Annotated in this window: 23 protein-coding genes; 16 read left to right on the forward strand and 7 right to left on the reverse strand. The window is 70.5% G+C overall.

Annotated elements, in window-relative coordinates:
• Positions 1–2 precede the first annotated feature (2 nt).
• Positions 3–1,010, reverse strand: coding sequence for a LacI family DNA-binding transcriptional regulator (locus B2K11_RS13140; protein ID WP_163618738.1), 1,008 nt, complete (start codon positions 1,008–1,010; stop codon positions 3–5).
• A 134-nt stretch (positions 1,011–1,144) separates the two neighbouring features.
• Here B2K11_RS13140 and B2K11_RS13145 point away from each other — a divergent pair, with 134 nt between their 5' ends.
• The 6 genes from B2K11_RS13145 to B2K11_RS13170 all read left to right on the forward strand — a co-directional run bounded on the left by B2K11_RS13145 (position 1,145) and on the right by B2K11_RS13170 (position 8,500).
• On the forward strand, positions 1,145–2,458 hold the full coding sequence (locus tag B2K11_RS13145; protein WP_163618739.1) for an extracellular solute-binding protein: 1,314 nt from the start codon (positions 1,145–1,147) through the stop codon (positions 2,456–2,458).
• Positions 2,459–2,648: 190 nt separating this feature from the next.
• Positions 2,649–3,758 (forward strand): Gfo/Idh/MocA family oxidoreductase, encoded by a 1,110-nt coding sequence (locus B2K11_RS13150; RefSeq protein WP_163618740.1) that lies wholly within the window; start codon positions 2,649–2,651, stop codon positions 3,756–3,758.
• Positions 3,755–4,669: a PmoA family protein gene (locus B2K11_RS13155; protein ID WP_163618741.1), complete on the forward strand. Its 915-nt coding sequence runs from the start codon at positions 3,755–3,757 to the stop codon at positions 4,667–4,669. The genes B2K11_RS13150 and B2K11_RS13155 overlap by 4 nt, the downstream gene beginning before the upstream one ends.
• An 18-nt stretch (positions 4,670–4,687) precedes the next feature.
• On the forward strand, positions 4,688–5,428 hold the full coding sequence (locus B2K11_RS13160) for a cupin domain-containing protein (RefSeq protein WP_163618742.1): 741 nt from the start codon (positions 4,688–4,690) through the stop codon (positions 5,426–5,428).
• A gap of 533 nt (positions 5,429–5,961) precedes the next feature.
• On the forward strand, positions 5,962–6,846 hold the full coding sequence (locus B2K11_RS13165) for a cation-transporting ATPase (RefSeq protein ID WP_163618743.1): 885 nt from the start codon (positions 5,962–5,964) through the stop codon (positions 6,844–6,846).
• 109 nt (positions 6,847–6,955) lie between these two features.
• Entirely contained in the window at positions 6,956–8,500 is a 1,545-nt protein-coding gene (locus tag B2K11_RS13170) for a M20/M25/M40 family metallo-hydrolase (RefSeq protein WP_239526034.1), read from the forward strand.
• Between the two features lie 73 nt (positions 8,501–8,573).
• Here the strand turns inward: B2K11_RS13170 and B2K11_RS13175 are convergent, their stop codons facing one another.
• A complete protein-coding gene (locus B2K11_RS13175) occupies positions 8,574–9,584 on the reverse strand; it encodes a hydroxyacid dehydrogenase (RefSeq protein WP_239526036.1) in 1,011 nt (336 codons plus the stop codon).
• Positions 9,581–11,632 carry a DUF2264 domain-containing protein gene (locus B2K11_RS13180; protein WP_163618789.1) on the reverse strand — a complete coding sequence of 684 codons (2,052 nt, stop codon included), beginning with the start codon at positions 11,630–11,632 and terminating at the stop codon, positions 9,581–9,583. Before B2K11_RS13180 ends, B2K11_RS13175 begins: the two co-directional genes overlap by 4 nt.
• 107 nt (positions 11,633–11,739) lie before the next feature.
• On the opposite strand from B2K11_RS13180, the gene B2K11_RS13185 reads away from it, so the two are divergent.
• The 10 genes from B2K11_RS13185 (at position 11,740) to B2K11_RS13230 (ending at position 22,553) form a co-directional block, all read left to right on the forward strand.
• The gene (locus tag B2K11_RS13185) at positions 11,740–12,813 is read left to right on the forward strand and encodes a substrate-binding domain-containing protein (RefSeq protein ID WP_163618744.1); all 1,074 of its coding nucleotides are present in this window, start codon (positions 11,740–11,742) and stop codon (positions 12,811–12,813) included.
• 116 nt (positions 12,814–12,929) lie between these two features.
• Positions 12,930–14,261 carry an ABC transporter substrate-binding protein gene (locus B2K11_RS13190; protein WP_163618745.1) on the forward strand — a complete coding sequence of 444 codons (1,332 nt, stop codon included), beginning with the start codon at positions 12,930–12,932 and terminating at the stop codon, positions 14,259–14,261.
• 61 nt (positions 14,262–14,322) lie between these two features.
• Complete coding sequence (locus B2K11_RS13195) at positions 14,323–15,285, forward strand: sugar ABC transporter permease (RefSeq protein ID WP_163618746.1); 963 nt, start codon at positions 14,323–14,325, stop codon at positions 15,283–15,285.
• A complete protein-coding gene (locus B2K11_RS13200) occupies positions 15,282–16,178 on the forward strand; it encodes a carbohydrate ABC transporter permease (RefSeq protein ID WP_163618747.1) in 897 nt (298 codons plus the stop codon). The genes B2K11_RS13195 and B2K11_RS13200 overlap by 4 nt, the downstream gene beginning before the upstream one ends.
• Positions 16,179–16,182: 4 nt before the next feature.
• Positions 16,183–16,812: a hypothetical protein gene (locus B2K11_RS20650; protein WP_163618748.1), complete on the forward strand. Its 630-nt coding sequence runs from the start codon at positions 16,183–16,185 to the stop codon at positions 16,810–16,812.
• A gap of 28 nt (positions 16,813–16,840) precedes the next feature.
• Complete coding sequence (locus B2K11_RS13210; protein WP_163618749.1) at positions 16,841–17,386, forward strand: LacI family DNA-binding transcriptional regulator; 546 nt, start codon at positions 16,841–16,843, stop codon at positions 17,384–17,386.
• 101 nt (positions 17,387–17,487) lie between these two features.
• On the forward strand, positions 17,488–20,232 hold the full coding sequence (locus tag B2K11_RS13215) for a Tat pathway signal sequence domain protein (RefSeq protein WP_163618750.1): 2,745 nt from the start codon (positions 17,488–17,490) through the stop codon (positions 20,230–20,232).
• 13 nt (positions 20,233–20,245) lie between these two features.
• Positions 20,246–20,428, forward strand: coding sequence for a twin-arginine translocase TatA/TatE family subunit (gene tatA / locus B2K11_RS13220; protein WP_163618751.1), 183 nt, complete (start codon positions 20,246–20,248; stop codon positions 20,426–20,428).
• Positions 20,429–20,604: 176 nt separating this feature from the next.
• A complete protein-coding gene (locus tag B2K11_RS13225; RefSeq protein ID WP_163618752.1) occupies positions 20,605–21,432 on the forward strand; it encodes a sugar phosphate isomerase/epimerase in 828 nt (275 codons plus the stop codon).
• On the forward strand, positions 21,429–22,553 hold the full coding sequence (locus B2K11_RS13230) for a Gfo/Idh/MocA family oxidoreductase (protein WP_163618753.1): 1,125 nt from the start codon (positions 21,429–21,431) through the stop codon (positions 22,551–22,553). Before B2K11_RS13225 ends, B2K11_RS13230 begins: the two co-directional genes overlap by 4 nt.
• Positions 22,554–22,637: 84 nt before the next feature.
• Here B2K11_RS13230 and B2K11_RS13235 read toward each other — a convergent pair whose 3' ends face one another.
• From B2K11_RS13235 to B2K11_RS13250, 4 genes are all read right to left on the reverse strand, one after another.
• The gene (locus B2K11_RS13235; RefSeq protein ID WP_163618754.1) at positions 22,638–23,255 is read right to left on the reverse strand and encodes a TetR/AcrR family transcriptional regulator; all 618 of its coding nucleotides are present in this window, start codon (positions 23,253–23,255) and stop codon (positions 22,638–22,640) included.
• 141 nt (positions 23,256–23,396) lie between these two features.
• Positions 23,397–23,789 (reverse strand): TIGR03618 family F420-dependent PPOX class oxidoreductase, encoded by a 393-nt coding sequence (locus tag B2K11_RS13240; protein WP_163618755.1) that lies wholly within the window; start codon positions 23,787–23,789, stop codon positions 23,397–23,399.
• A 37-nt stretch (positions 23,790–23,826) separates the two neighbouring features.
• Complete coding sequence (gene yidC, locus B2K11_RS13245) at positions 23,827–24,579, reverse strand: membrane protein insertase YidC (protein ID WP_163618790.1); 753 nt, start codon at positions 24,577–24,579, stop codon at positions 23,827–23,829.
• Between the two features lie 85 nt (positions 24,580–24,664).
• Positions 24,665–24,994 (reverse strand): DUF6412 domain-containing protein, encoded by a 330-nt coding sequence (locus B2K11_RS13250; RefSeq protein WP_239526039.1) that lies wholly within the window; start codon positions 24,992–24,994, stop codon positions 24,665–24,667.
• Positions 24,995–25,184: the final 190 nt, after the last annotated feature.

Raw genomic sequence — 25,184 nt, forward strand, 5'->3', positions numbered from 1 at the left:
CGTCAGCGGGGCGCAGGGCCCGTCGACTCGCGCCAGATCACGCGGTGAATCTGTTGGGGCTCGGACGGCACGGCCTCGCTGCGCAGCGCCGCGATGAGCCTTGTCATCGCGCGTGAGCCCAAACCCTCGAGGTCGACCTCCACGCTCGTCAGTGCGGGACTCATCAGGCGACCGAGCTGCTGGTCGTCCCATCCGGTGACGCTGAGGTCGTCGGGCACGCGCCACCCGCGATCCATCGCAGCGCGGATCGCACCGGCGGCCACCAGGTCGTTCGCCGCCATCACAGCGGTCGCCCGGTCACGGTCGGGCATGCTGCGCACAGCGGCCATTCCGGATTCCGCCGACCAGTCGCCCTCGATCACGCCGGTCGATTCCAGCCCGAGCGATCCAACCGTCTCGAGATAGGTGTCGCGCCGGGCGCGGGCCGAGGCGAACTGCAGGTCGCCGGTGATGTGGAGGAACCGGCGGTGGCCGCGTTCGGCAAGGCCCCGGATCAAGTCGACCAGGGCTGAGGCATCCGCCAGCTCCCCGATGCCGCGCATCTCATCGTCGAAGTCGGCCGATGCGACGATCGGGGTCCCGCTGGAGGCCTGCAGCTCGAGCGAGGCGAGCACGGGGGCGAACGAGACGATGCCGTCGACCTGACCGGAGTCGGCCAGCTCGGCCACGCGCTCCGTCCGCTCCTCCGCGCCGCCCTCGATGGCCAGCACCTCGACCGCGTAGCCGACCGCGTGGGCGGCCGCGCTCGCGCCGGCGAGCATGCGTGCCGGACTGTAGGCGAGGGTCGGCACGACCACGGCGAGCCGACCGGTCCGGCGCGTCCGCATCGAGCGGGCGACGAGGTTCGGACGATAGTTCAGCTGTTCGACGGCGGCCTGAACGCGCGCTTTGGTGGCGGGCTTGAGCCCATCGGGCGCGCGGAAGTAGCGCGAGACGGTCTGGTGCGAGACATCGGCGAGCCGGGCGACCTCCATGATCGTCGGCCGGCGGGGTGGTGCGGTGTCGGTCACGAGCGCCTCCTTCGACATCCATGTTGACACAGATTGTGAACCTTCACTATTCTTGCTCTCGCCCGAGTGATCGATCACTAAGTGAAGGTTCACTCGACAGTTTCCCTCGCGATCAGCGTTCCGAAAGGACAAAGATGTTCACACGCAGAAAGGCGAGCGCCGTCGGCGCCGTGGCGATCGTCGCCTTCGCCACCGCACTCGCCGGCTGTGCCGGCTCAGCCCCCGCCGGCGAAGCCGCAGCCACCTATGACCCGGACGAGGAGGTCACCCTGGACTTCGCATTCTGGGGAAACGACGTCCGTGCCGAGATGTACAACGAGGCGATCGCCGCGTTCAACGAGGAGTACCCGAACATCACCGTGAACTCGACCTTCCTGGCGTGGGACGAGTACTGGGAGAAGCGCCAGACCGAGGCCGCCGGCAAGAACCTCCCCGACGTGTTCCAGATGGACATGACCTATGTTCGCCAGTACTCCGAGAACGGGCTGCTGCTGGACCTCACGCCCTACGTCGGCGACATCGTCGCCACCGACGGCTACGACGAGAGCGTGCTCAACATCGCATCGATCAACGACACGATCGCCGGCATGCCCGTCTCGACGAACGCGATCGGAATGTTCGAGAACGTGGTCCTCACCGACCAGGTCGGCGTCGCGCCCTTCGCGGGTGGCGACTGGGAGGCGTACGACGAGTGGCTGCACGAGGCCCGGGATGCCGCCGAGGCCGCGGGACTCGAGGTCTGGGGCGGTGCCGACCCCACCAGCTTCATCCAGCCGTTCGAGCTCGTGCTCCGCTCCGAGGGCAAGTCGGTCTTCACCGAGGAGGGTGAGGTCGGCTTCACCGAGGAGGACCTCGCCGACTTCTGGAATCGTGGCGCCGGGTTGCGCGAAGACGGCGTCGTCACCCCGCAGCAGCGGATCCTGGAGGTCTCTCCCAAGGGCGCCTTCGACTCCGCGCAGGCGCTCACCGAGATCGTGTGGGACAACTTCGGCGCTCCCTACAAGGCGAACCTCGGCGAGGCGTATCCCGACCTGAACCTCGTCGCGCCTCCTGTCACGGAGGAAGGAGCCAAGGACCTGTACAAGAAAGCCGGCATGCTGATCTCCGCTGCGGCGAGCACGGAGCACCCCGAGGCCGCCGCCCTGTTCACCGACTTCCTGGTGAACAGCCCCGAGGTGGGCGCCATCTTCGGGACGAACCGAGGGATGCCGGCATCCCAGACTCAGCTCGAAGGCGTTGAGCTCGACGACACCGCCCAGCAGATCATCGACTACGAGGAGTCGATCGCCGACCGCATCGGCGACGCCCCGCCGGTGCCGATCGTCGGCTACGGCTCGGTCGAGGCCAAGTTCAAGGCGCTCGGACAGGAACTCGGGTTCGGCACGATCACGGTGGACGACGCGGTCGACCAGCTCTTCGCCGAGATCGACGTCATCGTCAACCAGTAGCAGACACGTCGGGTGCGTGGCCATCGTGCTCGGCCTCGCACCCGCCGGGCGCGCATCCAGGGCGCGGTGCCCACAAGCGGAGCACGCCCGGTGCCGGGGTGTGGGGGTTGTCTGTCCTCCACACCCCGGGGCACCGACAAGACCTGTCCGCGTGATCGCGGACGACTCGCACGAGTGAACAGGAAGAACAATGCCCTCACCCACCTTCCGTGTCGGGATCATCGGCACCGGCGGCATCGCCCACGCCCACGCCGAGGCGCTCCAGAGCCTGGCTCCGCGCGTCGAGATCGCCGGGGTGGTCGATCTCGACCGCGATCGTGCGCTGGAGTTCGCCGAGAGGTTCGGCGTCGACCGGGTCTACCCGGATGCCGCCGCGCTCTTCGCGAGCGAGCGGCTCGACCTCGTGCACATCTGCACGCCGCCGCAGACGCACACGCCCCTCGCCGTCCAGGCGATGCGCGCGGGTGTGCCGTCGCTCGTCGAGAAGCCCACCGCGCTCAACCTCGGCGAGGTGGACGAGCTGGCGGTGGTGCAGGCCGAGACGGGCGTGCCGGTGCTGACGGTGTTCCAGCACCGCTTCGGCGCGGCGGCTCGTCACCTCAAGGCGCTCGCCCGGGCGGGCGAGCTGGGCCGTCCGCTCGTGGCCACGTGCGAGACGCTGTGGTACCGCCCCGACGAGTACTTCGACGTACCCTGGCGCGGGCGATGGGATGTCGAGGGGGGCGGTCCGACCATGGGCCACGGCATCCATCAATTCGATCTGCTGTTCGACATCTTCGGCCGTTGGTCTCGAGTGAGCGCGTTCGCGGCGCGGCAGCTGCGGCCGACCGACACCGAGGACGTGTCGATGGCGCTCGTGCGCTTCGAGAACGACGCGCTCGCGACGGTCGTCAACTCGCTCGTCTCGCCGCACGAGACGTCGCGGCTGCGGTTCGACTTCGAGTACGCGTCAGTGGAGGTGCAGCACCTCTACGGCTACACGAGCGAGGACTGGACGTTCACCCCGGCCCCGGGCCACGAGCACCTCGCGAGCCGTTGGGCGGAGGGACTCGACAGCGGATCGAAGAGCGGTCACCTCGACCAGCTGCGGGCGATCTTCGACGCGCTCGACGCCGGTCAAGCACCGGGTGTCGACCTCACGGAAGCCCGGCACACCCTCGAGTTCGCGGCGGCGACGTACGCGTCGGCGTTCCGTGGCACCACGATCGACGCCGGCGAGCTGGCGGGTGAAGACCCGTTCGTCCGCTCCATGAGCGGCGGGGCCGTGCCGTGGGCGCCTGTGAAGGAGGTCCTCGTATGAGCACGTTGCGCCTCACGCATGAGCTGGGCTCGTCGGTCACCGTCCGCGACGGCGACGTCGACCTCTTCACGTACGTCTACCAGCCGTCGACGGCGGCGCTGGAGTCGCCCAAGCCGTACCTGCACCCCCTCCGTACGCGTCGCGGCGACCTGGTCAGCCTGTTCCGCCCGCACGACCACGTGTGGCACAAGGGCATCGCCTGGTCACTGCCGGTCGTGAACGACGAGAACTTCTGGGGTGGACCGACGTACGTCCACGGGCAGTTCTACGTGCAGCTGCCCAACAACGGCGTGCAGCAGCACGAGGGCGCGATCGACCTGGAGACCGGCGACCGCGCGCGCATCTCGCACGAGCTGCGCTGGATCACCGAGGTGGGCGGCGTGCTCTTCGCCGAGCAGCGGGCGCTGACCGCCGAGGTCGTCTCGGACGAGGCGTGGGCGCTCACGTTCGACACGCGGCTGACGAACGTGTCGGGCGCGCCGATCGCCATCGGATCGCCCACGACGAGGGGACGCGAGAACGCCGGCTACGGCGGGCTGTTCTGGCGGGGGCCACGTTCGTTCACGAACGGCACGCTCGTCGGGCCTGGCGCATCGGGCGCGGGCGACGACGTGCGAGGGTCACGCCACGAGTGGATGGGGTTCGTCGGCCGGCACGACGACATCGACGCGACCTCGCTCGTGCTGATGCTCGACGACGCGTCGAACCCTCATCATCCGCCGCAGTGGTTCGCGCGCTCGGAAGAGTTCGCGGCCCTCAATCCCGCGCCCTTCTTCAGCGAAGAGGTCGTCGTCGCACCGGGCGAGACGGTGCGCTTCCGGTACGCGGTGGGCATCGCCGACGGGGGAGCGGAGGCCGCCGAGCCCCTCGCGGGCGTTCTTCGCGGCATCCTGGAACCGGTCGCCGTCTGACAGCCCGAAAGGAACGCCATGCCTCTCACCCCGCCGAGCTTCCCCGGCGCGACGTCCGTCACCCTGCTCGATGTCTACGACGACGCCGCGCCCGACGGGCTGCACGGCGGCAGCCCCCACATGCACCTCGCCTCGACCGAGTGCTACGTCGTGGTCGGCGGCCGGGGCGAGCTCCACACGATCGACGCCGGAGGTGCGCGGGAGACCGAGCTCGGTGAGGGATCGGTGGTGTGGTTCACGCCGGGCACCATCCACCGCGCCGTCAACCACGGCGACCTCAAGGTGCTCGTGGTCATGGGCAACGCCGGGCTGCCGGAGGCGGGCGACGCCGTCATGACGTTCCCGGCCGACATCGTGGCGGATCCCGAGCGGTACGCCGCGGCGGCGACGCTGCCGGCAGCGCCGCTCCAGGCGAGGGCGGATGCCGCGGCCCGGCGCCGCGACCTCGCCGTCGAGGGCTATCTGCGGCTCCGTGCGGCCGTGGACGCGGGCGATCTCGCACCTCTCCGCGACTTCCACGCCGCCGCGGCGGCCCTCGTGAAGCAGCGCGCGGCCGCGTGGACCGGAATCGTCGAACGCGGCCCCGCCGCGCAGGCCGCCCACAGCCTCGACATCACCAGGGCCCTCGCCCGCGGCGACGCCGCGCACCTCGCCTCGGCGGCGGTGTCCGAGGCGCCGGCGCTGACCGGCGAGCGCGGCTTCGGCATGTGCGGACGCCTGCGCGCCTACGAGGTGAGCGATCCCCGCGGGCCCCGCTGACCCGGGACGATTCCGGATGCCGCGGGCCGCATGGCCCGCAACTCTCGGACCGCACCCGCGACAGCGAGCGGTTGGGGGCCGATGTCCGGACAACGCCGGATTCCGGGACCCCATAACCCGCAACTCTCGGACCGCACCCGCGACGGCGAGCGGTTGGGGGCCGATGTCCGGACAACGCCGGATTCCGGGGCCCCATAACCCGCAACTCCCGGACCCCACCCGCGACGGCGAGCGGTTGGGGGCCGATGTCCGGACAACGCCGGGTTCCGGGGCCCCATAACCCGCAACTCCCGGACCCCACCGCCGCGGCATCCGGAATCGATCAATCCGCTGAGAGAGCGCGATGAACCTGCCGAAGCCGCCAGGGCGGGGTGCGCCCGGGCTCTAGGCTGGGTGGCACAAGGGGAGTACTCCCGCCTGCGGCACGCTCGTCACTACGGATCCAGCGCCGGATCCCGGGCTGCCGGCCCTTCGGGGTGGAGGAGACCTTGGCGATCTTCGTCTCGCCACGTCTCCGACAGGAAGGAACCCCTATGGGCTCGCTCAACCGCATCTTCGACCTCGCCGCCAAGGCGCTCGACTCGTCCGGCTCGTCGTCCTCGACGCGCGGCGGAAGCCGCGACTGGCGGTCGATGGTCCGCGATGTCGCCGGCGCGGTCACCGGTGACGGCAAGCCGGCGGCCCCCTCTCACGCGCCGGCCGGGCAGACGCCGTACGCCGCGCAGCCGCCGGCTCACCACGCCGCGCCGGGCGTCGGGCTGACCCCTCCGCCGGCGGCCGGCTCGTGGGCGCCGCCCGGTGCCGCCGCCGCGCCTCCGGCAGCGCCGGCGGGCGTCGCACCCACCGCCGCGGACCGTGCGGCCATCGCCCGCTACGAGTATCTCCTGCAGACGTCCGACCCGCACCAGGTGGAGGCGATCCACCGTGAGGCCTTCGCCCGCCTCACCCCGCAGCAGCGGGCGCAGGTGCAGGCCGGCATGCGGTCCGAGCTCCGGCCCGCCGAGCAGCCGCGCACGGCGGACGCCCCCGACCTCGCGCGCGCCGCCGCCCGCACCGAAGCCGTGCGGCCCGGCACGATGGCGGGACTGCTCGCGCGCGTCGGGCGTGGCTCGCGTGCAGGGTCGGCCGGCGGAATGGGCCGCAGTGCCGCCCTGGTCGGCGCGGGCGGAATGCTGGGCGCCGTCGCCGGCGCCGCCGTCGTGAGCACCGTCGCGGCGCCGATCCTGGCGCAGGCCGTCACATCCGGCATCGACTTCGATGCGATCGCGAGCGGCGTCGATCTGGACGCCATCGCGGGCGGCGTCGACTTCGGAGCGGCCGGCGATCTCGTCTCGGGTGCCGGCGAGACCGTCTCGGGCCTCGGCGACCAGCTGTCGAACTTCGAGCTCCCCGGTCTCGGCGACTTCTTCGGGAACTGAGCGCGCCGCCGCTCCCTCTTCCCCAGGTGCCACAGGGCGTTGTAGGTTCCGGTCAGGCGCCAGACTCGGCGTCGACACCTCACCACTCCCGAACCCCTGAGGAGCACCAGTGAACCATCGCACCCGACGCCGTGGCACGATCGCGGCGTCCGCAGTCATCATCGGCGGCCTGACCGTCGCCGCGGTCGGCGCTCCCGCGCTGGCGGCACCCGCCACCGACACCACTGCGTTGACCGACGCCGTGACCGCGGCCGGGCTCCAGACCCATCTGGCGGCGCTCCAGGCCATCGCGGATGCCAACGGCGGCAACCGTGCGGCCGGTACCAGCGGCTACGAAGCATCGCTCGAGTACGTGAAGTCGACGCTGGAAGCCGCAGGCTACCTGACGACCGTTCAGCCGTTCTCGTACGAGCTCGTCGACTACGAGGGATCCACACTCACCCAGACCGCACCCGGCGAAGTGTCCTACGCCTTCGTAGACGACTTCTACCCGATGGACTACACCGGCAGCGGCGTCGTCGAGGCGGCCGTACAGGCGGTCGACGTGAATCTCGCGGGGGACCGCGCATCCACGAGCGGCTGCGAGACCACGGACTTCGCGAACTTCGTCGAGGGGTCGATCGCGCTCATCCAGCGCGGGTCGTGCGACTTCAGCGTCAAGGCGGCCAACGCCGTCGCCGAAGGAGCGGTCGGCGTCATCATCTTCAACCAGGGCAACGAGGTGGAAGGCGACGACCGGTTCGGCGTCTTCGGCGGCACGCTCGGCTCGTCGACCTGGACGGCAACGCCGGTCCCGGTGGTCAGCACCTCGTTCGAGGTCGGCGAAGAGCTCGTCGGCACGAGCGGTCTCGTGGTCGAGATGAACGTGGTGACCAACACCACGGCGATCGACACGTGGAACCTGCTCGCCGACACCCCGACCGGACGTACGGATCGCACGGTGATCGTCGGCGCTCACCTCGACTCCGTTCCCGAGGGCCCCGGCATCAACGACAACGGCTCGGGCACGGCGGCGCTGCTCGAGACGGCGCTGCAGATCGACGCGCTCGGGATCGAAACCGAGAACCGCATCCGGTTCGCGTTCTGGGGCGGCGAGGAGGACGGGCTGCAGGGCTCCAACTACTACGTGTCGCAGCTGAGCAAGGCCGAGATCAAGCAGCACGCCGTGAACCTGAACTTCGACATGCTCGGCTCGCCCAACGGCGGTCGATTCATCTACGACGGCGACGGGGACGGATTCGGCACGACCGGACCGAACGGGTCGGACATCGTGGAGAGCGTGTTCGAGGACTGGTTCGCCTCACGTGACCTGGCGACCGAGCCCACGGCGTTCGACGGACGCAGCGACTACTTCGCGTTCATCGGGGCGGGCATCCCGGCGGGCGGCCTGTTCTCGGGTGCGGAGGACATCAAGACGGCGGACCAGGTGGTCCTGTACGGCGGGACTGCCGGTGTCGCGTTCGATCCCTGCTACCACCAGCCGTGCGACACCATCGTCAACATCGACCCGGTGCTCTTCGAGCAGATGGCTGATGCCGCCGCGCACGCGACGCTCGTCTTCGCCGAGACCGAGTCCGCGGTGAACGGCACTGCCAAGGGCAAGGCGCTCGGGCAGTGGTCGCCCGCCTTCAAGGGAGACCGCGCGCTGCGCTGACGGTAGGAGGAACGGATGCCGCGGCCCGCGGCATCCGTTCCTCCCGATGCGTGCTCGCGTCAGCCGGCGGCGCTCAGGCGATCCGGGCGAGATCGGGCGACGTGACCTCGTCCGCGAGCTCGCCGGTCCGCACGAACCGCGCAACCTCGGCCGCCACGTGGTGTCCGATGCGGCGCAGCTCGTTGCCGATCGACCCCGCGATGTGAGGCGTGAGCGTCGCCCCCGGCAGGGAGAAGAGCGGATGCCCCGCCGGCAGGGGCTCGGGATCCGTCACATCAAGCACGGCTCGAAGCCGGTCGGCGCGGAGCTCGTCGACCAGTGCTTCGGTGTCGACGAGCGAGCCGCGCGCCGTGTTGATGAGGGTGGAGCCGTCGGCCATGAGGGCGAGCTCGTCCCGGCCGATCATGCGGTACGTCTCGGGCAGCGCCGGCGCGTGGATCGTGACCACCTGCGAGCGGGCGAGAAGCTCCGGCAGCGAGACGAGTTCTGCCCCGAGCTCGGCGGCGTCTACGGCGGACAGCGACGGATCGACGAGCAGGCACTCGATGTCGAAGGGTTGGAGCAGTTCCAGCACTCGTCTGCCGATCCTCGACGCCCCGACCACCCCCACGGTGATGCCGAACGCGCCCACGTCGCCGCGCGGACGGGCGGCGAGCATGTCCTGCGTGCGCCGGAAGTCATGGGCGGAGCGCAGCACGTCACTCGCGCTCAGCAGGATGGTCGCGAGCGTGTACTCCGCGACGGGGACGGCGTTCGCGCCGGCGGCGCTGGACACGCGGATGCCGCGTTCCCAGACCGCCGCGGTGACCAGTCGCTTCACCGACCCCGCGGCGTGCACCACGGCACGCAGCCGGGGCCAGTTCGCGAGCACCGCCTCGTCGAGTCGCGGGGCGCCCCAGCCGGTGATGAGGATCTCGGTATCGGCGGTCGACGCCGGAACGGCGGGGAGGCCGGGAGTCAGCACCGACTCGTGCACGGCGACGACGCGGTCGAGGTCGCGGCGTGCGCGGGTGCCGAAGAGGTCTGCCGCGAGCTGCGGCGACTCCATCGCGAGCAGCGCCTGCGGGCGCGACTCCGGGTTCACGCACGCACCCCGCCGGTCGGCACGACATCGACGACACCGTCACTCCAGCGCACCGTGATGCGATCCGCCGCGATCTCGATCAATGGCAGCGCGTTCAGATCGAGGGTGCTCTCCGCGCCGAGCGCCACGAGTGCTGCGACGACGTCGCCTTCGGCGGCGGGCACGGTGCCACGGGCCCACGGCGTGACGGAGCCCTCGGCGAAAGGGTCGCCGCCGGTCCGGTGGGCGATGCCGTGCCGGTCCAAGCCGCGCACTCCGATGACGGCCGACGTCACGCCGTCTTCGCGGGTCGCCGTGGAAGCCGCCGTCGCGCTCCATCGCTCGTCGTGCACGGGCAGCGCCCAGCCGCCGATGCGGAAGGACCAGGGTCCCTCGGCTTCGGGCCACGCCGCGTCGAGGTCGTCGATCGCCGACGGCTGCGGGGCGGGCGCCACGGCGTTCCACCATGCCAGCCTGAGCTCCCGGACTCCGTGCACGACCGACGCCACGGTGACGCGCGGCCCACGTCGAAGCGCGGCCCACCCCGCGACGTCGGCGGCGGCGCCTGCCGTGGCGGGGGTGTCCAGCCAGTGCACCCGCGAGCGGGAGACCGCGACGCGGTCGCCGAGGTGCACCCGCTCGATGCGGTCGCGGTGGGAGGGCGCTCCGGCGGCATCGAGCAGTGCGACGTGCGATTCGAGAGGCTCGGCGACGCCGCTCAGCGACAGATCGGGGGAGGTCGCCGTCGAGTACCCCAGCCGGTGGTAGAAGGGGTTGTCGGCGCGCACCCCGCCCGCGGGGCCGCGGAACCCGTCGGAGCCGTGATTGAGCACGCGCGAGATGCCGTCGGCCTCGGAGCGCACCACCAGCCAGCCCGGCGCCGAGAAGGAGCGCACGCTCACCGACTCGGTCGGTTCGGGGGCGTCCGGCGCACCAGACCGCTCCGCCGCACCAGACCGCTCCGCCGCAGCAGACCGCTCCGCCGCAGCAGACCGCTCCGCCGCAGCAGACCACTCGGGGTGCTGTTCGGGCAGTAGGAGGCCCATCATCCCCTTGCTCGCCCAGTAGGTCGACGACGAACCCGTGTACGCCTGGCGCAGCGCGCGGAACTCCCGGTGCCAGCCGATCGAGAGCAGCCCGCGCTCGTCGATCGCTCCGCCCTCCACGAAGTGGTCGAGGACCGCATCGGCGAGCACTCGAGTGCCTCCCGTCGGCAGCGGCGTCTGGCCGGCGATCGCCCCCGCCCAGAACGGGGCGAGTGTGGCGAAGCGATAGGTGAGTGAGCGGCCCTGGAAGAGGGGAGCGCCGGTGCCCCCCACGAGATCCCGGGCCTGGTCGAGGAACGCGCGCAGGCGCTCGCGGTGGATCTGCGGGAGGTCCGCACCGAGGATGCGCGCCTGGAAGAGCGGGTACACGTGCCACGCCCAGCCCGCGTAGTGGTCGAAGTTCTGCTGCGAGCCGTCCGGTCCGGCGCCGTCCGAGTACCAGCCGTCGCCGCGATAGAGGCTCTCCTGGATCTCGGTGCTGCGATCCAGGTCGTCCTGGCGCCACGGGCCCCCGACCGACTGCAGGAAGGTCTCGATCACCGTCTGGAACCACGTCCAGTTGTTCGTGTAGCCGCTGGTCCCGACCACTCCGGCGAGCCAGTCCACCGTGCGCTCCTGCACCGCCGGGTCCAGCCGCTCCCAGAGCCACGGCCGGGTCTCCGACAGCAGGATCGCCACGGATGCCGCCTCGGGCACCGCCTGTCGCCGCTCCGCGATCGAGGGCCAGCGCTCCGCGTGCGAGGGGTCGGTTCCGGCCGCGAGGCCGCGTGCGTAGCGCTCGATCAGGTGCGCCGGGTCGTCGCCGTCCGCGCCGCGCGTGCGGAAAGCGGCGAGCAGGCCGGTGCGAGCGAACCCCTCGAGTCCGTCGCTCCACCGCCCGGAGGCGCTGGCCGGGCCCGGCAGCACGATGAGCGAGCCGCTCGGGGACGCGTACGGGGCGACGCTCTCGAGCAGTCGGTCCGCGAGAGCCTGCCAGCGGCCTCGTCCTGTCGTCGTCGCCACTTCGGGTTCCCCGTACGTCATCGTCACGCGTCGATCGTGCATTACGATCCTGTAGCCATCGGCTCTTTCGGACAATTCCGATCAGGATCGGCCAATCGAAACAGACTGCGACGAACGGACTTCGCACCATGACAGGACACAACTCGCTGCCGAGGACGCGCCACGAGCATCTGCTGCGGCAGGTGGCACTGCACGGCAGCGTGAGCGCCGCCGACGTCGCCGCAGAGCTCGGCGTCTCGCAGGTCACGGTGCGCCGCGACATCGTGGAGCTCGAGAAGTCGGGCAAGCTCGCCCGGGTCCACGGCGGTGCGATCGCCGTCGGCGCTCCCGCGATCCCGCAGGCCGCGCGCACGAACGTCGGCGTGGTGGTCCCGGGTTCCGTCAGCCACTATCCCCAGATCGTGCGGGGAATGGATGCCGCATCCCACGGCGTCCGGACGCGCGTGGTGCTCGCGACCTCGCAGTACCGGGAGGATCTCGAGCAGCGGCAGGTCGAACGCCTGATCGAGATCGGCGTGGCCGGAATCGTCTTCGCGCCGACGATGCGCAACCGCACCGAGGCCGAGCTGGCGGAGTGGGTGAGCACCATCCCCGTGCCGGTCGTGTTCCTGGAACGGCGGCTGGAATCCACCTCCCTCGCCGTCTACGACAGTGCTCGCACCGACCACGAGCGCGGCGCCGAGCTCGCGGTGGAGCATCTCGCGCGGCTGGGTCATGCGGCGGTGGGACTGGCACTCTTCGACCGCACCCCCACGGCCCCGCTGGTGCGCGACGGATATCTCGCCGCGGTGACGCGGCTGGGACTCGACGAGGCACCGTCGGTGGCCCTGCCCAAGGGCGAAGGCGACGGCGATCCGCTCGACGCCGCACTCGTGGCGTTCCTCGAGGCCTGTCGCACGGCGGGGACGACGGCCGCGCTCGTGCACACCGACGTGCATGCCGCTCGGCTGGTGGAGCTGGCGATGGATCGCGGCATCCGGGTGCCCGACGACCTCGCGGTCGTCGCCTTCGACGACGACACCGCGGGACTCGCGATGGTTCCGCTGACCAGCGTCACGCCGCCCGGGCGCGATCTCGGCCACGAGGCGATGCGGATCCTGACCGAGCGGATCGCGGCACCCGACAGGAGCGCCAGCGCGGCCCGGCACATCACGATGCTGCCGCGCCTGACCGTCCGCGAGTCGTGTGGAGCGAGTGCCTGATCGGTTTTGTCCGCTTGGGCACGACCGGTCGCCACGCCGACCTACATTGTCTCTGCACAGCCCCCGGTGCTCTTCCGCCGGGTGGGCGACGAGAGGCAACGAGCAAGGAGGCTCCGATGACAACCCGAGCAATCACCAGTGCCGCCAGGTCCACGGCACGGCGAGGCGCACTCACCGCGGGGGCTCTCCTCGCGGTCGGCAGCCTCGCTGTCCTCACCGGCTGTTCCGGCGGAGGCGCCGAGCCGGCGGCTACGGCAGACCCGGACGAGGAGGTCACCCTCAACTTCGCATGGTGGGGCGATGCCAGCCGCGCAGAGCGGTACGAGGCGGCGATCGACCTCTTCGAGGAGCAGAACCCCAACATCACCATCCAGACCAGCTTCGCCGGCTTCGGCGACTACTGGACGGCGCGCAACACCGAGGCTGCGAGCCGCACCCTTCCCGACGTGTTCCAGATGGACCTCGCCTACCTCGCCGAGTACGGCGGGTTCGGCCATGTGCTGCCCCTCGACGAGTACCTCGGCGACACCATCGCGACCGACGGCATCGAGACGTCGCTCGTCGAGGCGGGCGCCGTCGACGACCAGATCTTCGGCCTCGCATCCTCGAGCAGCACGCTCGCGACGCTCTTCAACGGCCCGCTGCTCGAGGAGCTGGGCGTGGAGGTGCCCGAGGGCCAGCTGACGTGGGACGAGTACGACGACTTCCTGGCGGAGGTGTCGGCCGCCGGCGCCTCCGGCGATCCGGTGGTGTACGGGTCGCTGGACTACACCCAGTACTTCTGGCTGTTCCAGATCTGGCTCGGACAGCAGGGGCTGTCGTTCATCGACGACGGTGAGCTCGGCTTCGAGCAGAAGGATCTGGTCGATTGGTGGTCGCGCAGCGCCACGATCCACGAGTCGGGCGGTGCGATGCCGGCGGAGCGGCAGGCCCAGTTCGAGGGCGTCGACGCGCTCGGCGCGGCCGAGATCGCGAGCGACATCAGCTGGGCGAACTTCCTCCCCCGCTTCAGCGAGGGCCCGGCGGCGCCGGAGCTCTCGCTCGCGATGCCGCCGTACGACGACGAAGACAACACCGGCATGTTCCTCAAGCCCGGGCTCATGCTGTCGATCGGCACCAACAGCGAGCACCCGGCACAGGCGGCCGCGTTCATCGACTTCCTGGTGAACGATCCGGAGGTCGGCGCGATCTTCGGAATGTCGCGGGGCGTGCCGGCCTCCGCGACCGCGGCCGAGGGCATCGAGGCCAGCGGGCTGGACGAGCAGATCCTCGCGTACCAGGAGTCGGTGGCCGACAAGCTCGACGGTCAGGCACCGCCCGCCGTTCAGGGGCTGGGCACGCTCGAGCAGACGTTCGTGGCGATCAGCCAGGACGTCGCCTATGGGGCGGCCACGCCCGCCGAGGCCGCCGAGCGCTGGTTCGCCGAGGCTGAGAACGCACTGAAGTGACCGCGACGCGGGCGGCGTGCACGGATGCACGCCGCCCGCGCCATCCGGGAGAGGCAACGCCATGACCGTCGACACACTCGCTCCACCGGCACCGCCGGAACAGCTGACACCCCCTCCGGCGCCACGCCGGCACCGACGGCGGTGGGAGGACATCCGCGCTGGGTACGTCTTCCTGGCGCCCTGGCTCATCGGCTTCCTCGTGCTGACGGCAGGGCCGATGGTGGCATCGCTGTACCTCGCCTTCACCGACTACAACCTGTTCAGCCCGCCCCAGTGGGTCGGCTTCGACAACTTCGTGCGGCTGTGGAGCGACCCCGACTACCTGCAGGCCTGGAAGGTCACGGCTATCTACGTGCTCGTCGGTACGCCCCTCAAGCTCGCGGCGGCGCTCGGTGTCGCGCTCATCCTGAACGCAGCGTTCCGCGGCAGCGGGTTCTATCGGTCGGCGTTCTACCTGCCCTCGCTGGTCGGGGCATCCGTGTCGATCGCCGTCGTCTGGAAGGCCATGTTCATCGATGATGGACCGGTCGACAGCATCCAGCAGTTCTTCGGCTTCCCGGCCGGCGGCTGGGTCGGCGATCCGGACAAGACCATGCCGATGCTCATCCTGCTCGCCGTGTGGCAGTTCGGCGCGCCCATGGTGATCTTCCTCGCCGGTCTCAAGCAGGTGCCCCACGAGCTGTATGAAGCGGCATCCGTCGACGGGGCCGGACCGATCCGGAAGTTCCGCGCGATCACGATCCCGATGCTGTCGCCGGTCATCTTCTTCAATCTGCTGCTCGAGACGATCAACGCCTTCCAGGTGTTCGCCTCCGCGTTCATCATCTCGGGCGGGACAGGCGGGCCCGCACGCTCGACGCTCTTCTACACGCTGTATCTGTACTTCCGCGGGTTCCGCGACTTCCAGATGGGTTACGCATCGGCCATGGCCTGGATCCTGGTGCTCGTGATCGCCTTCATCACGGTGATCTTCTTCCGCAGCTCCAAACTCTGGGTCCACTACGCAGGAGATGAAGGACGATGAGTGCGACGCAGCTGCTCGTGACCACCGATCGCGGCCGACGCCGCTCCCGTGACCGGCGCCGCTGGACGCTCAAGGAGCTGGTCTTCCACGTCGTCGTGCTGGCGATCCTCGTCGTCATCCTGTACCCCGTGGCGTGGATGCTGCTGTCGACCTTCAAGCCGTCGTCGCAGATCGTCGGCAACGCCCAGCTTCTGCCGCGCGAGCTCACGACGGCGAACTACGAGACGGCTCTCAGCGGGATCGGCGGCGTCTCGTTCTGGACCTTCTTCCAGAACTCCACGATCCTCGCCGTACTGTCGGTGGTCGGGGTCGTCCTGTCGTCCGCGCTCGCCGCGTACGCCTTCGCGCGGATCGACTTCCCGGGTCGCGCCGCGTACTTCGGCCTGATGATCGGGACGCTGCTCCTGCCGTTCCACGTCGTGATCATCCCGCAGTACATCATGTTCAACGCGTTCGGGATGGTGAACACGTTCACGCCCCTCCTGCTCGGAAAGTTCCTCGCGACGGAGGCGTTCTTCGTCTTCCTCATGGTGCAGTTCATGAGGGGCCTTCCGCGCGAGCTCGACGAGGCGGCCCGCATCGACGGTGCCGGCCACTACCGCACCTTCTGGTCGATCATGCTGCCGCTGCTGAAGCCCGCGCTGGTGACGAGCGCGATCTTCACGTTCATCTGGACGTGGAACGACTTCTTCGGTCCCCTGCTGTACCTGAAGGACCCGGATCTCTACACGCTTCCGATCGCGCTGCGGCTGTTCGTCGATCAGAGCTCGTCGGCCGACTACGGCGGGCAGATGGCGATGGCGGTGCTGGCCCTGATCCCGGTCTTCCTGTTCTTCCTCATCTTCCAGCGGTACCTCGTCGACGGTGTCGCCACACAGGGGCTGAAGGGCTGATCCCATGACCTCCACCAGGACCGTCCCGCCCGCCGCCGGCAGACGGACGGCGCCCACCGGGGTGCGGCGCATCGCCGGGGTGATGTCGAGCCGGGGCCTCGCCCTCTTCTCCGAGACGATCGTCGTCAGCCTCGCGGTCGCCGTGCTCGCGATTCCCGCCGTCACGGCGCTCCCCGCCCTGGCCGCCGGTGCGGCGCATTTCCGGCGCCACGTCGAGGGCGAGACGGACTCGCTGGCCGAGCTCGGACGCGACTTCCTCCGGGCGCTCCGGCGCGGCTGGCTGTGGGGTCTCATCGCGGCCGCCGGATTCGCGGCGATCTCGGTGACGCTCACCAGTCCGCTGATCTCCGCGATGCCGGGAGGCGCGGCGTTCCGCTGGGCGTCCGGCCTGCTCGGTGCGGGGGCTGCGGTCGTCCTCCTGCGGGCGACGGCGCGCTGGATGCCGTCTTCGTCCTGGAGCGCGCTCATCCGCGATGCTGCCGGCGAATCGGCGCGCGACCTCACGGGCTCGCTGCTGCTACTGCTCGCTCTCGCCCTCACGGGGGTCGTCGTCTGGATGTTCGCGCCGCTCGTCGTCCTCGTGCCCGGAATGCTCGTCCTCGCTGCCCGTGCGGTCGTCGCCCGTTCCCACTGACGATCGGCCGTCGCCGGCGGCGGCCGAAGTGACGCTCGAGGACGTCGCGCGCGCAGCCGGTGTGTCGCAGTCGACCGCCTCGCGGGTGCTCAACGGCTCTGCGCGGCGCGTCCTGCCTGAGAACGAGTCGCGCGTGCGCGAAGCGGCTGCGCGACTCGGGTACGTCGTCGACCTCCGCGCACAGGCCACGGCGGGTCGCCCGTCCAACGCCGCGATGGTCGTGGTCGACTCGCTGCGGGATCCCGCTGCGATGCAGATCGCGGCGGGCGTCTACGCGCAGGCGGACGTCGAGGGCTACGCCGTCTCGGTGACCGCTTCCCGCCTCGACGCCGAGCGGGGTGCGGACCTGGTGAGGATGCTGCGTGGACAGCGGCCGCGCGTGATCTTCGTCGTGGCGCCCCGCGGCAGGGCCATCGCCCGCTGCGTCCGGCAGGAGCTCACCCTCTACCGTGCCCACGGCGGGCTTCCGGTCGTGATCGGGGAGGAAGGCGTCATCGCCGCCCTCGGCGACGCGGATGCCGCCTTCGCCCGCGGGCGGGAAGTGGCCGCACGGACGTTCGCCGCGCTGGGATGACCGATTTTGTCCGATTGATCAGCGCGGCCGACGGGCGCGCCTAGTTTCGGTGTCGGTCGGGGCCAGCGACGGCTCCGCGGATTCATCGAGGAGTCATCGCCATGGACATCAGTCGTCGAACACTGCTGCAGTCGACGGTCGCCGCCGGGGTCGCGGCGGCGTTCACGTCGGCATCCCCCGCCGCCGCCCACGGAGCGCCCGTCGTGCGCGGCGCCTTCGGGCAGCCCGTCGCTCAGGCCCTGACCGGGCACGGCCCGATCCCGCTCCGCTGGCTGGAAGGCGGAACCCCCGCCCAGCTCGTGGCCGGCTCGACGTGGGGCGTGCCGTGGCCGCGCGGCGCGCTCAGCCCGGATCAGGCCTTCGCGCTGGTCTCCGAGACCGGCGAGTCCGTGCCGGTCCAGAGCTGGCCGACGGGGTGGTGGCCCGACGGGTCCGTGAAGTGGACGGCTCACGCCGTCAGCGGTGCCTCCGGCCGGGCCGCCGGCTACACGCTGCAACCGGGCACGCCCGCGGCACCGGCATCCGCCATCACGATCGACGACAACCCGGGCCGGGTGATCGTCGACACCGGCGTCGTCCGCGTCGAGTTCCCGAAGCAGGGGCCGAACCTCATCGCGGCCATCCGGCGCGGCGACGCGGTCATCGCGCAGGACGGCCGCCTGGTGGCCTCGCGACAGGACGGCCCCGACACCGACGGCGCCGAGAAGGTCGCCCGCGAATGGTTCAAGAGCGAGGTGTCGGAGGTGAAGGTCGAGCAGGCGGGCCCGGTCCGTGCGGTGGTGAGGGTCACCGGCAGCCATCGGAAGGGAAACCGCAGCTGGCTGCCGTTCGACGTCCGCTTCTACCTGTACGCCGGGTCGGATGGCGTCCGCGTCGTGCACACCTTCGTCTTCGACGGCGACGAGAACGCCGACTTCATCACCGGCCTCGGCTTCCGCTTCTCGGTGCCGCTGTCGACACAGCTGCACGACCGGCACATCCGGTTCGCGGGCGAAGGCGCCGGCGTCCTCGGCGAAGCGGTCCGGGGCATCACCGGCCTCCGGCGCGATCCGGGCGCAGCGGCGCGCAACGCGCAGATCGCCGGCACGTGGACGCCGGATCCGGCGACGTGGGACCAGCGCGTGACGAGCCGGCTCCAGTGGATCCCCGCGTGGGGCGACTACAGCCTCAGCCAGCTGACGGCGCAGGGCTTCGAGATCCGCAAGCGCACCTCGTCGGGGCACTCCTGGATCCGCGTCGACTCCGGCAAGCGGGCACGCGGTCTCGCGTACGTGGGCAGTCCCGCCGGTGGCCTGGCGTTCGGCATGCGCAACTTCTGGCAGCTGCACCCCACCGAGCTCGAGATCTCGGGCGCGGGCACCGACGTCGCGACCGCAACGACGTGGATGTGGTCGCCGAAGGCCGACGCGATGGACCTGCGGTTCTACCACGACGGCCTGGGGCAGGACACCTTCCCCGAGCAGCTCGACGCCCTCGAGATCACCTACGAGGACTACGAGCCGGGCTTCGGGTCGCCGTACGGCACAGCCCGCACCACCGAGCTGAGCTTCTGGGCCCTGGGCGCCACCCCGACGGGTGCGGACTTCAGTGCGCTCGCCGACGCCAACTCGACGCCGCCGCTGCTGGTGAGCTCTCCCGAACACAACCACTCCGCGGGCGTGTTCGGTTCGTGGGCGCCGGTGGACCGGTCGAATCTCGCGAAGGTCGCCATCGAGGACAAGCTCGCCTTCATGCACCAGCACTACGTCCAGCAGGTCGACCAGCGCTCCTGGTACGGCTTCTGGGACTACGGCGACGTCATCCACGAATACGACCGCGACCGTCACGTCTGGCGCTACGACATCGGCGGCTACGCGTGGGACAACTCCGAGCTCAGCACCGACATGTGGCTCTGGTACCACTACCTGCGGACGGGGGATGCCACGGCCTTCCGCTTCGCCGAGGCGATGACGCGGCACACCGGCGAAGTCGACGTCTACCACCTGGGCAAGTACCGCGACCTGGGCACCCGGCACGGAATCATGCACTGGGGCGACAGTGCGAAGCAGCAGCGCATCAGCAACGCCGGATATCGCCGCTTCTACTACTTCCTCACCGCCGACGAGCGCGTCGGCGACCTGATGCGCGACCTCGTCGACGCCGACAAGACCTTCATGGTGCTCGACCCGATCCGGAAGATCCGCACGGACGTGTACAACCCGCAGCCCGACGCCCTCGCGGTGGGCACCACGACCGACTGGGGTGCTCTCGCGCTGGCGTGGCTCGCGGAATGGGAGCGCAACGGCGACCCCGTCGCACAGACGAAGCTGATCAACGGGGCGAAGACGATCGCGGCCCTTCCGAACGGATGGGCACAGGGTGGCAGCATCCGGTACAACCTGGCGGACGGCACCTTCAGCGGACCGAGCGAGCAGAGCGTCTCGGTGGGCTCGCTCGGCTCGGTCTTCGGTCTGATCGAGCTCATGACCGAGCTGATCGAGCTCATCGACGACCCGGAGGTGACCGAGCAGTGGGTGACCTACTGCCGCCTCTACAACGGCACGTCCGCGGAACAGCGGGAGGCCACCGGTGTCTCGTGGGGGAGTCAGAACCTGCGCCAGGCGTACTCGCGGGCGACGGCGTACGCGGCGCACCAGCTCGGCGACGTCACCCTGGCCCAGCGCGCGTGGCGCGAGTTCCGCACCGGGCACGCTGGCTACCCCGAGAGCCTGGCGTTCACGGCGACGCGCGTCGACGGACCCGCAGTGCTCAATCCGGTGGATGAGGCACCGTTCAGCACGAATGCCAGCGCCCAGTACGGCCTGGCCGCGATCCAGAACCTCGCCCTCGTCGGCGACCACATCTGATGGGGGAGTGAGCATGCTCGCGAACATCAGCGGAATGCACCTGATCCTGCTGCTCGTCGTCATCCTGCTGATCTTCGGGGCTGCGCGGCTTCCGGCGCTCGCCAAGGGCGTCGGCCAGTCGGTGCGCATCCTGAAGACCGAGACGAAGGACCTCGCGGACTCGCCGGGGAGCGACGCCTCACGCCGGGAGGGCTGACAGCCGGGGATCACGGTGAGTGGCGCTGACCGCGTGGAATCCGGATGCCGATGACCGCGGCATCCGGATTCGTCGTGCTCGGTCGTCGAAGCGCATAACTTCCAGGTGGAGGTTTCTGCTACTCTGACTGCGGGCGACATCGGATGCCCCGCTCTGCGTACGAAAGGAAGGTCGACGTGGCCCTGCCAGAAACCTCGGTTCAGCTCTACACACTCGCTGCGGAGTTCACCGCAGACATGAAGGGATCGCTCGACAAGCTCGCCGCGATCGGACTGCGCAACGTCGAGGCGTTCGACTTCGTGCGTCGCCCCGACGAGATCCGCGCCGCGCTGGACGCGTCGGGGCTCGTCTCGCCCACCGGCCACGCACCGCTGCTGTCGGATGAGCTCTGGACTCCCGACGGATCGATCCCCACGCCCGCCCCCGAGGTGGTCTTCGAGGCGGCCGCAAAGGTCGGTCTGAAGACCGTCATCGACCCGTTCGTCACGCCGGAGCGCTGGTTCACGCTGGAGGGCGTCACCGACATCGCCGACCGCCTGAACGTGCTCGTCGACAAGGCGGCCGAGTTCGGCCTCGAGGTCGGCTACCACAACCACGCGCAGGAGTTCGTGGCGGACTTCGACGGTCAGACCGCTTACGAACGCTTCGTCTCCCTCACCGACGAGCGCGTCGTGCTCGAGCTCGACCTGTACTGGGCGCTCGTCGGCGGTCAGGATGTCCCGGCCCTCGTGTCGCGGCTCGGGAACCGCCTCGTCGCGGTGCACGTGAAGGACGGCATCGCCCCAGCGAGCAACCCGTTCGCCCCGGGTGCCGGCGAGTTCGGCTCAGACGCCCTCGACCAGCGCCAGGCCGGCGGCGGAGACGTGCCCCTCGCGGACGCGCTGCGTGCGGCATCCGCCCTCAAGTACGCCGTCATCGAGTACGACAACAACCCCGGCGAAGACGTCTTCGCCGACATCGCGGCGAGCTACGCCTTCCTCATCGAGGGCGGGTTCGCCCGATGAGCGCGGTCGGCGTCGGCATCATCGGCGTGGGTGTCATCAGCGACACCTATCTCGCGAACCTGTCGTCCTTCCCGGACGTGGAGGTGCTCATCGTCGGCGACCTGCTGCTCGACCGCGCGCAGGCGCAGGCCGAGAAGTACGGCGTCCCCGCGTTCGGGTCGGCCGAAGACGTCCTCGCCCACCCGGGCGTCGATCTCGTCGTGAACCTCACGATCCCCGCAGTGCACGTCGAGGTCTCGCGCGCGGCCATCGCCGCCGGCAAGCACGTGTGGACCGAGAAGCCGCTGGGCCTCGACCGCAACGGCGCCGCCCTGCTGCTGCGCGAGGCGGAGGACGCCGGCCTGCGGGTCGGCTCCGCCCCAGACACGCTGCTCGGCCCCGGCTTCCAGGCCGCACGGCGGGCGATCGAGGACGGACTCATCGGCCGTCCGCTGTTCGCGTTGACGACCTTCCAGACGCAGGGACCGGACCTCTGGCACCCGAGTCCGGCCTTCCTGTTCGCCGACGGTGCGGGACCGCTTCTCGACATGGGGCCGTACTACTTCTCGGCGCTCGTGAGCCTGCTCGGCCCCGTCGACCGGGTCGCGGCCGTCGGTACGAAGGCACGCGAAGAGCGTCAGATCCACACCGGCCCGAACGCGGGGACCACGTTCGTCGTCGAGGTGCCGTCGACGATCCAGATCATCACCGCGTTCGAGCAGGGTGCGCAGGCGCAGAGCCTGCTGAGCTTCGATTCCGCGCTCGAGCGTCATGGCGTCGTCGAGATCCACGGCACCGAGGGCACCATCGTGATCCCCGACCCGAACCAGTTCACGGGTCGCATCGCGTACGTCAAGCCGTTGGGTGTGATCCGTGACGGCATGTCGTTCGAGCAGGAGTGGATCGAGATCGCGCACGAGGATGTCGTGGTCGGGCGTGGTCTCGGCGCGCTCGACATGGTGCGTGCGATCGCCGAGGGGCGACCGCACGTGGCCTCCGGCGAACTCGGTTTCCACGTGCTCGACATCCTGCTCTCCGCCCAGGAGTCCGCCGCGACCGGCGCGACCGTCGTCGTCGAGAGCACCGTCGCACCGGTGCCGCTGCTGCCCGAGGGCTTCGATCCCTTCGCCGCGACGCTCTAAGCATCGCTTCACCGAGACCGCGGGTCCGTCGGCCACCGTGCCGACGGCCCCGCGGTCTCGCGGTGTCGGCGGCCGCGGACTGCGTCAGCGGGGAGCGCCGCCGCGGAGCAGGCGGTCCAGCATCTCCAGCGCAGCCTCGTGGTCGACCGTCGCGTCGAGCAGCCACTGTGTCTGCAGGCCGTCGGAGGCGGCGATCACGAGAGCGGCGACGAGCGTCGGGTCGAGATCGGGACGGACATGACCGGATGCCTGCAGCCCGCGCACCTGCTCCGCCATGTCGTGCCGGAGCCGGGTGAAGCGATCGCTGGCGAACGCCTGCGCGGCGGGATGGTTGTCTTCGAGCGCCATGGCGACGAGCGTCGAGTAGAGCTGCACGAGGCCGGGGATCGAACGATTCTCCTCGGCCGACACCCGCATGGCCATAGCGGGGCTGGAGTCCGGCGGCGAAGCCGCCTTCGTGGTGCCGGCCTTGCGCTCGGACTCGCGATAGACCGCAACGAGCAGTTCTTCGAGCGAGCCGAAGTAGTGCGTGAGCGCGGCATGCGTCACCCCGACCTCCTCGGCGATCGCGCGCAGACTCGTCTTCTGCGAGCCGCGCCGTGCGAACACCTCGATCGCCTTGTCGAGGATCTCCTGGCGCCGCGCGATCCCCTTCGCATAGCGTCCCCTGCTGCGGGGGATCTCGTCGGGTGTCGCGGTCATATGCCGATGATACCGAGCGCAGGGCGAAAAACCTCCAAGCGGAAATTATTCACACGCCGCCGGAAGAGCCGACGTCGCACGCCGTGGCGAGCCTGCCGGCACCGCCGTCGTAGCAGGTGCGGGCGGCATCCTGCTCTGGGTCTATGCGAACAGGCCGGCCGAGCCCATCACGGTGACCGGGTCGAGGCGGATCACCACGCGCCGCGGATTCACTCGCGGCTGACGGTACCGCTCGGCATACAGCGCCACCGCGTACGCGACCGCATCGGGGTCGCGCTCGATGGTCGCATGGCCCGCGATGCTGAGCCAGCGGGGTCCGGCGACCTGTGCCACCGTGGCCCGCGGATCGCGCTCGACGTTGCGCACCTTCTGCGTTCCGTCCGACGTGATGATGCGCACGACGCCGTCCGAGATCGTGCAGCCGACCGCCACGACGTGGATCGCCCCGTCCCTGCCGATCGTCGACAGGGTCGCGAGGTGATAGTCCGAGACGAAGCTCGCGCCGTCGTCGGTCAGCGAGGCAAGGGAACGCATCCGTCCATCATCCCCCCGTGGCAGGGGAGGCCACCGCTCACGTCGCCGCCAAGGGGTAGACGCGGCGCAGCGCCACGCGCTGCACCAGCGTCCACGAGACGGTGACCGCGAGGTACAGCGCCGCAGCCAGCGGCACGAACAGCGCGAACACCGCGGTCGTGAACTGCAGTGCGCCGGCCAGCCGCACCATGCCCGCGCCTGCGAGCGGCGAGGGGGCGGGTGAGTCGTCGACCGGCGGGCGGAAGGCGCGTCGCGTGATCTCGGCGACCACCACGATGACCGCGACGACGCCCGCGAACACGCCGAAGACCGTCGCCGTGGTGGCGCCGGCGGCCACCGTGCCCAGAAGACTCGCGCCGAGCGGCACGCCGAAGAGCTCCTCGGCCAGCAGGGCGTTGGCGTGGCCGGCGATCGTAGGATGGAGGAACAGCGCGTACACGACCGCGACGACCGGCGCCTGCGCGAGCATCGGCAGGCAGCCCGCCAGCGGCGACGTGTTCTCGTCCGCGTAGAGCTTCATCGTCTCGCGTTGCAGCCGTTCCGGGTCGCGCTTGTGGCGCCGTTGCAGCTCCCGCAGTCGCGGGGCGAGACGGCTGCGGGTCTGCTCGGCCTTCGCCTGTGCGATGCCGGCAGGAACGAGCACCGCTCGCACGAGAAGCGTGAGCAGAATGACGGATGCCGCAGCCGCCGCCGACCCGGCGAGCGGTTCGAGCAGCGTGGCGAGCCACATCAGGAGGGCATAGGCCGCGTCGAGGATCGCGGCGATGGGCGGGAAGGCGTAGAGGTCCAAGGGTGTGAGTCCGATCGTCGAGTGCGGGTCGTGGCGTGCGGCCACGACGGCATCGACGTCGGCCCTCGGGAGGGCGCGTCGGCGACTACGTGGTCGGTGCCACGGAACCCGGCGCTCGGGGGCGCGAGTGCCCGGGCGCGTCGGGGTGGGACTCGGTCAGACGGGTGGCGTCGGCGATCGCCCGGCGCGGATGCGGCGCAGCGGCGATGGCGAACGCCGGGGCGGCGAAGAGCGCCACCGCGACCGCGAGCAGCGCCAGCGCGGCGAGGGCGGCTGCGGCGGTGGTCGCGGCGGCCACCGTCAGTGCGCCGGCGTCGGGAGTCGCCACCGAAGCGACCAGCTCCGCGAGGGGGCGCAGCACGCTGCCGAAGACCTCCGCGAGCAGACGCAGCGCGAGGACGAGCGTTTCGAGCACCTGCCGCCTCCTCCCGTCGCGGCTCACGCTAACACGCGGCTCGGGCGCCCGCAGGCCCCTCCGAGGTGGGCGGGCACCTGTCGAAAGCCCGCTTCCCGCCGTGCCTCCTCCCCAGCCGGGCGACGACGTGTCGCATCCCCAGTTCGCGGCGGAGCCCCCGCACTGTCGGCGACATCGGGCAGGGTGGAGA

It is taken from the genome of Microbacterium sp. B35-30, assembly GCF_010634855.1.
In the GTDB taxonomy this organism is placed as follows: domain Bacteria; phylum Actinomycetota; class Actinomycetes; order Actinomycetales; family Microbacteriaceae; genus Microbacterium.

Coding starts and splice junctions, on each gene's coding strand:
- B2K11_RS13145 (WP_163618739.1), top strand. CDS start 1,145: ATGTTCACACGCAGAAAGGCGAGCGCCGTCGGCGCCGTGGCGATCGTC.
- B2K11_RS13150 (WP_163618740.1), top strand. CDS start 2,649: ATGCCCTCACCCACCTTCCGTGTCGGGATCATCGGCACCGGCGGCATC.
- B2K11_RS13155 (WP_163618741.1), top strand. CDS start 3,755: ATGAGCACGTTGCGCCTCACGCATGAGCTGGGCTCGTCGGTCACCGTC.
- B2K11_RS13160 (WP_163618742.1), top strand. CDS start 4,688: ATGCCTCTCACCCCGCCGAGCTTCCCCGGCGCGACGTCCGTCACCCTG.
- B2K11_RS13165 (WP_163618743.1), top strand. CDS start 5,962: ATGGGCTCGCTCAACCGCATCTTCGACCTCGCCGCCAAGGCGCTCGAC.
- B2K11_RS13180 (WP_163618789.1), bottom strand. CDS start 11,632: ATGACGTACGGGGAACCCGAAGTGGCGACGACGACAGGACGAGGCCGC.
- B2K11_RS13185 (WP_163618744.1), top strand. CDS start 11,740: ATGACAGGACACAACTCGCTGCCGAGGACGCGCCACGAGCATCTGCTG.
- B2K11_RS13190 (WP_163618745.1), top strand. CDS start 12,930: ATGACAACCCGAGCAATCACCAGTGCCGCCAGGTCCACGGCACGGCGA.
- B2K11_RS13195 (WP_163618746.1), top strand. CDS start 14,323: ATGACCGTCGACACACTCGCTCCACCGGCACCGCCGGAACAGCTGACA.
- B2K11_RS13200 (WP_163618747.1), top strand. CDS start 15,282: ATGAGTGCGACGCAGCTGCTCGTGACCACCGATCGCGGCCGACGCCGC.
- B2K11_RS20650 (WP_163618748.1), top strand. CDS start 16,183: ATGACCTCCACCAGGACCGTCCCGCCCGCCGCCGGCAGACGGACGGCG.
- B2K11_RS13215 (WP_163618750.1), top strand. CDS start 17,488: ATGGACATCAGTCGTCGAACACTGCTGCAGTCGACGGTCGCCGCCGGG.
- tatA (WP_163618751.1), top strand. CDS start 20,246: ATGCTCGCGAACATCAGCGGAATGCACCTGATCCTGCTGCTCGTCGTC.
- B2K11_RS13230 (WP_163618753.1), top strand. CDS start 21,429: ATGAGCGCGGTCGGCGTCGGCATCATCGGCGTGGGTGTCATCAGCGAC.
- B2K11_RS13235 (WP_163618754.1), bottom strand. CDS start 23,255: ATGACCGCGACACCCGACGAGATCCCCCGCAGCAGGGGACGCTATGCG.
- B2K11_RS13240 (WP_163618755.1), bottom strand. CDS start 23,789: ATGCGTTCCCTTGCCTCGCTGACCGACGACGGCGCGAGCTTCGTCTCG.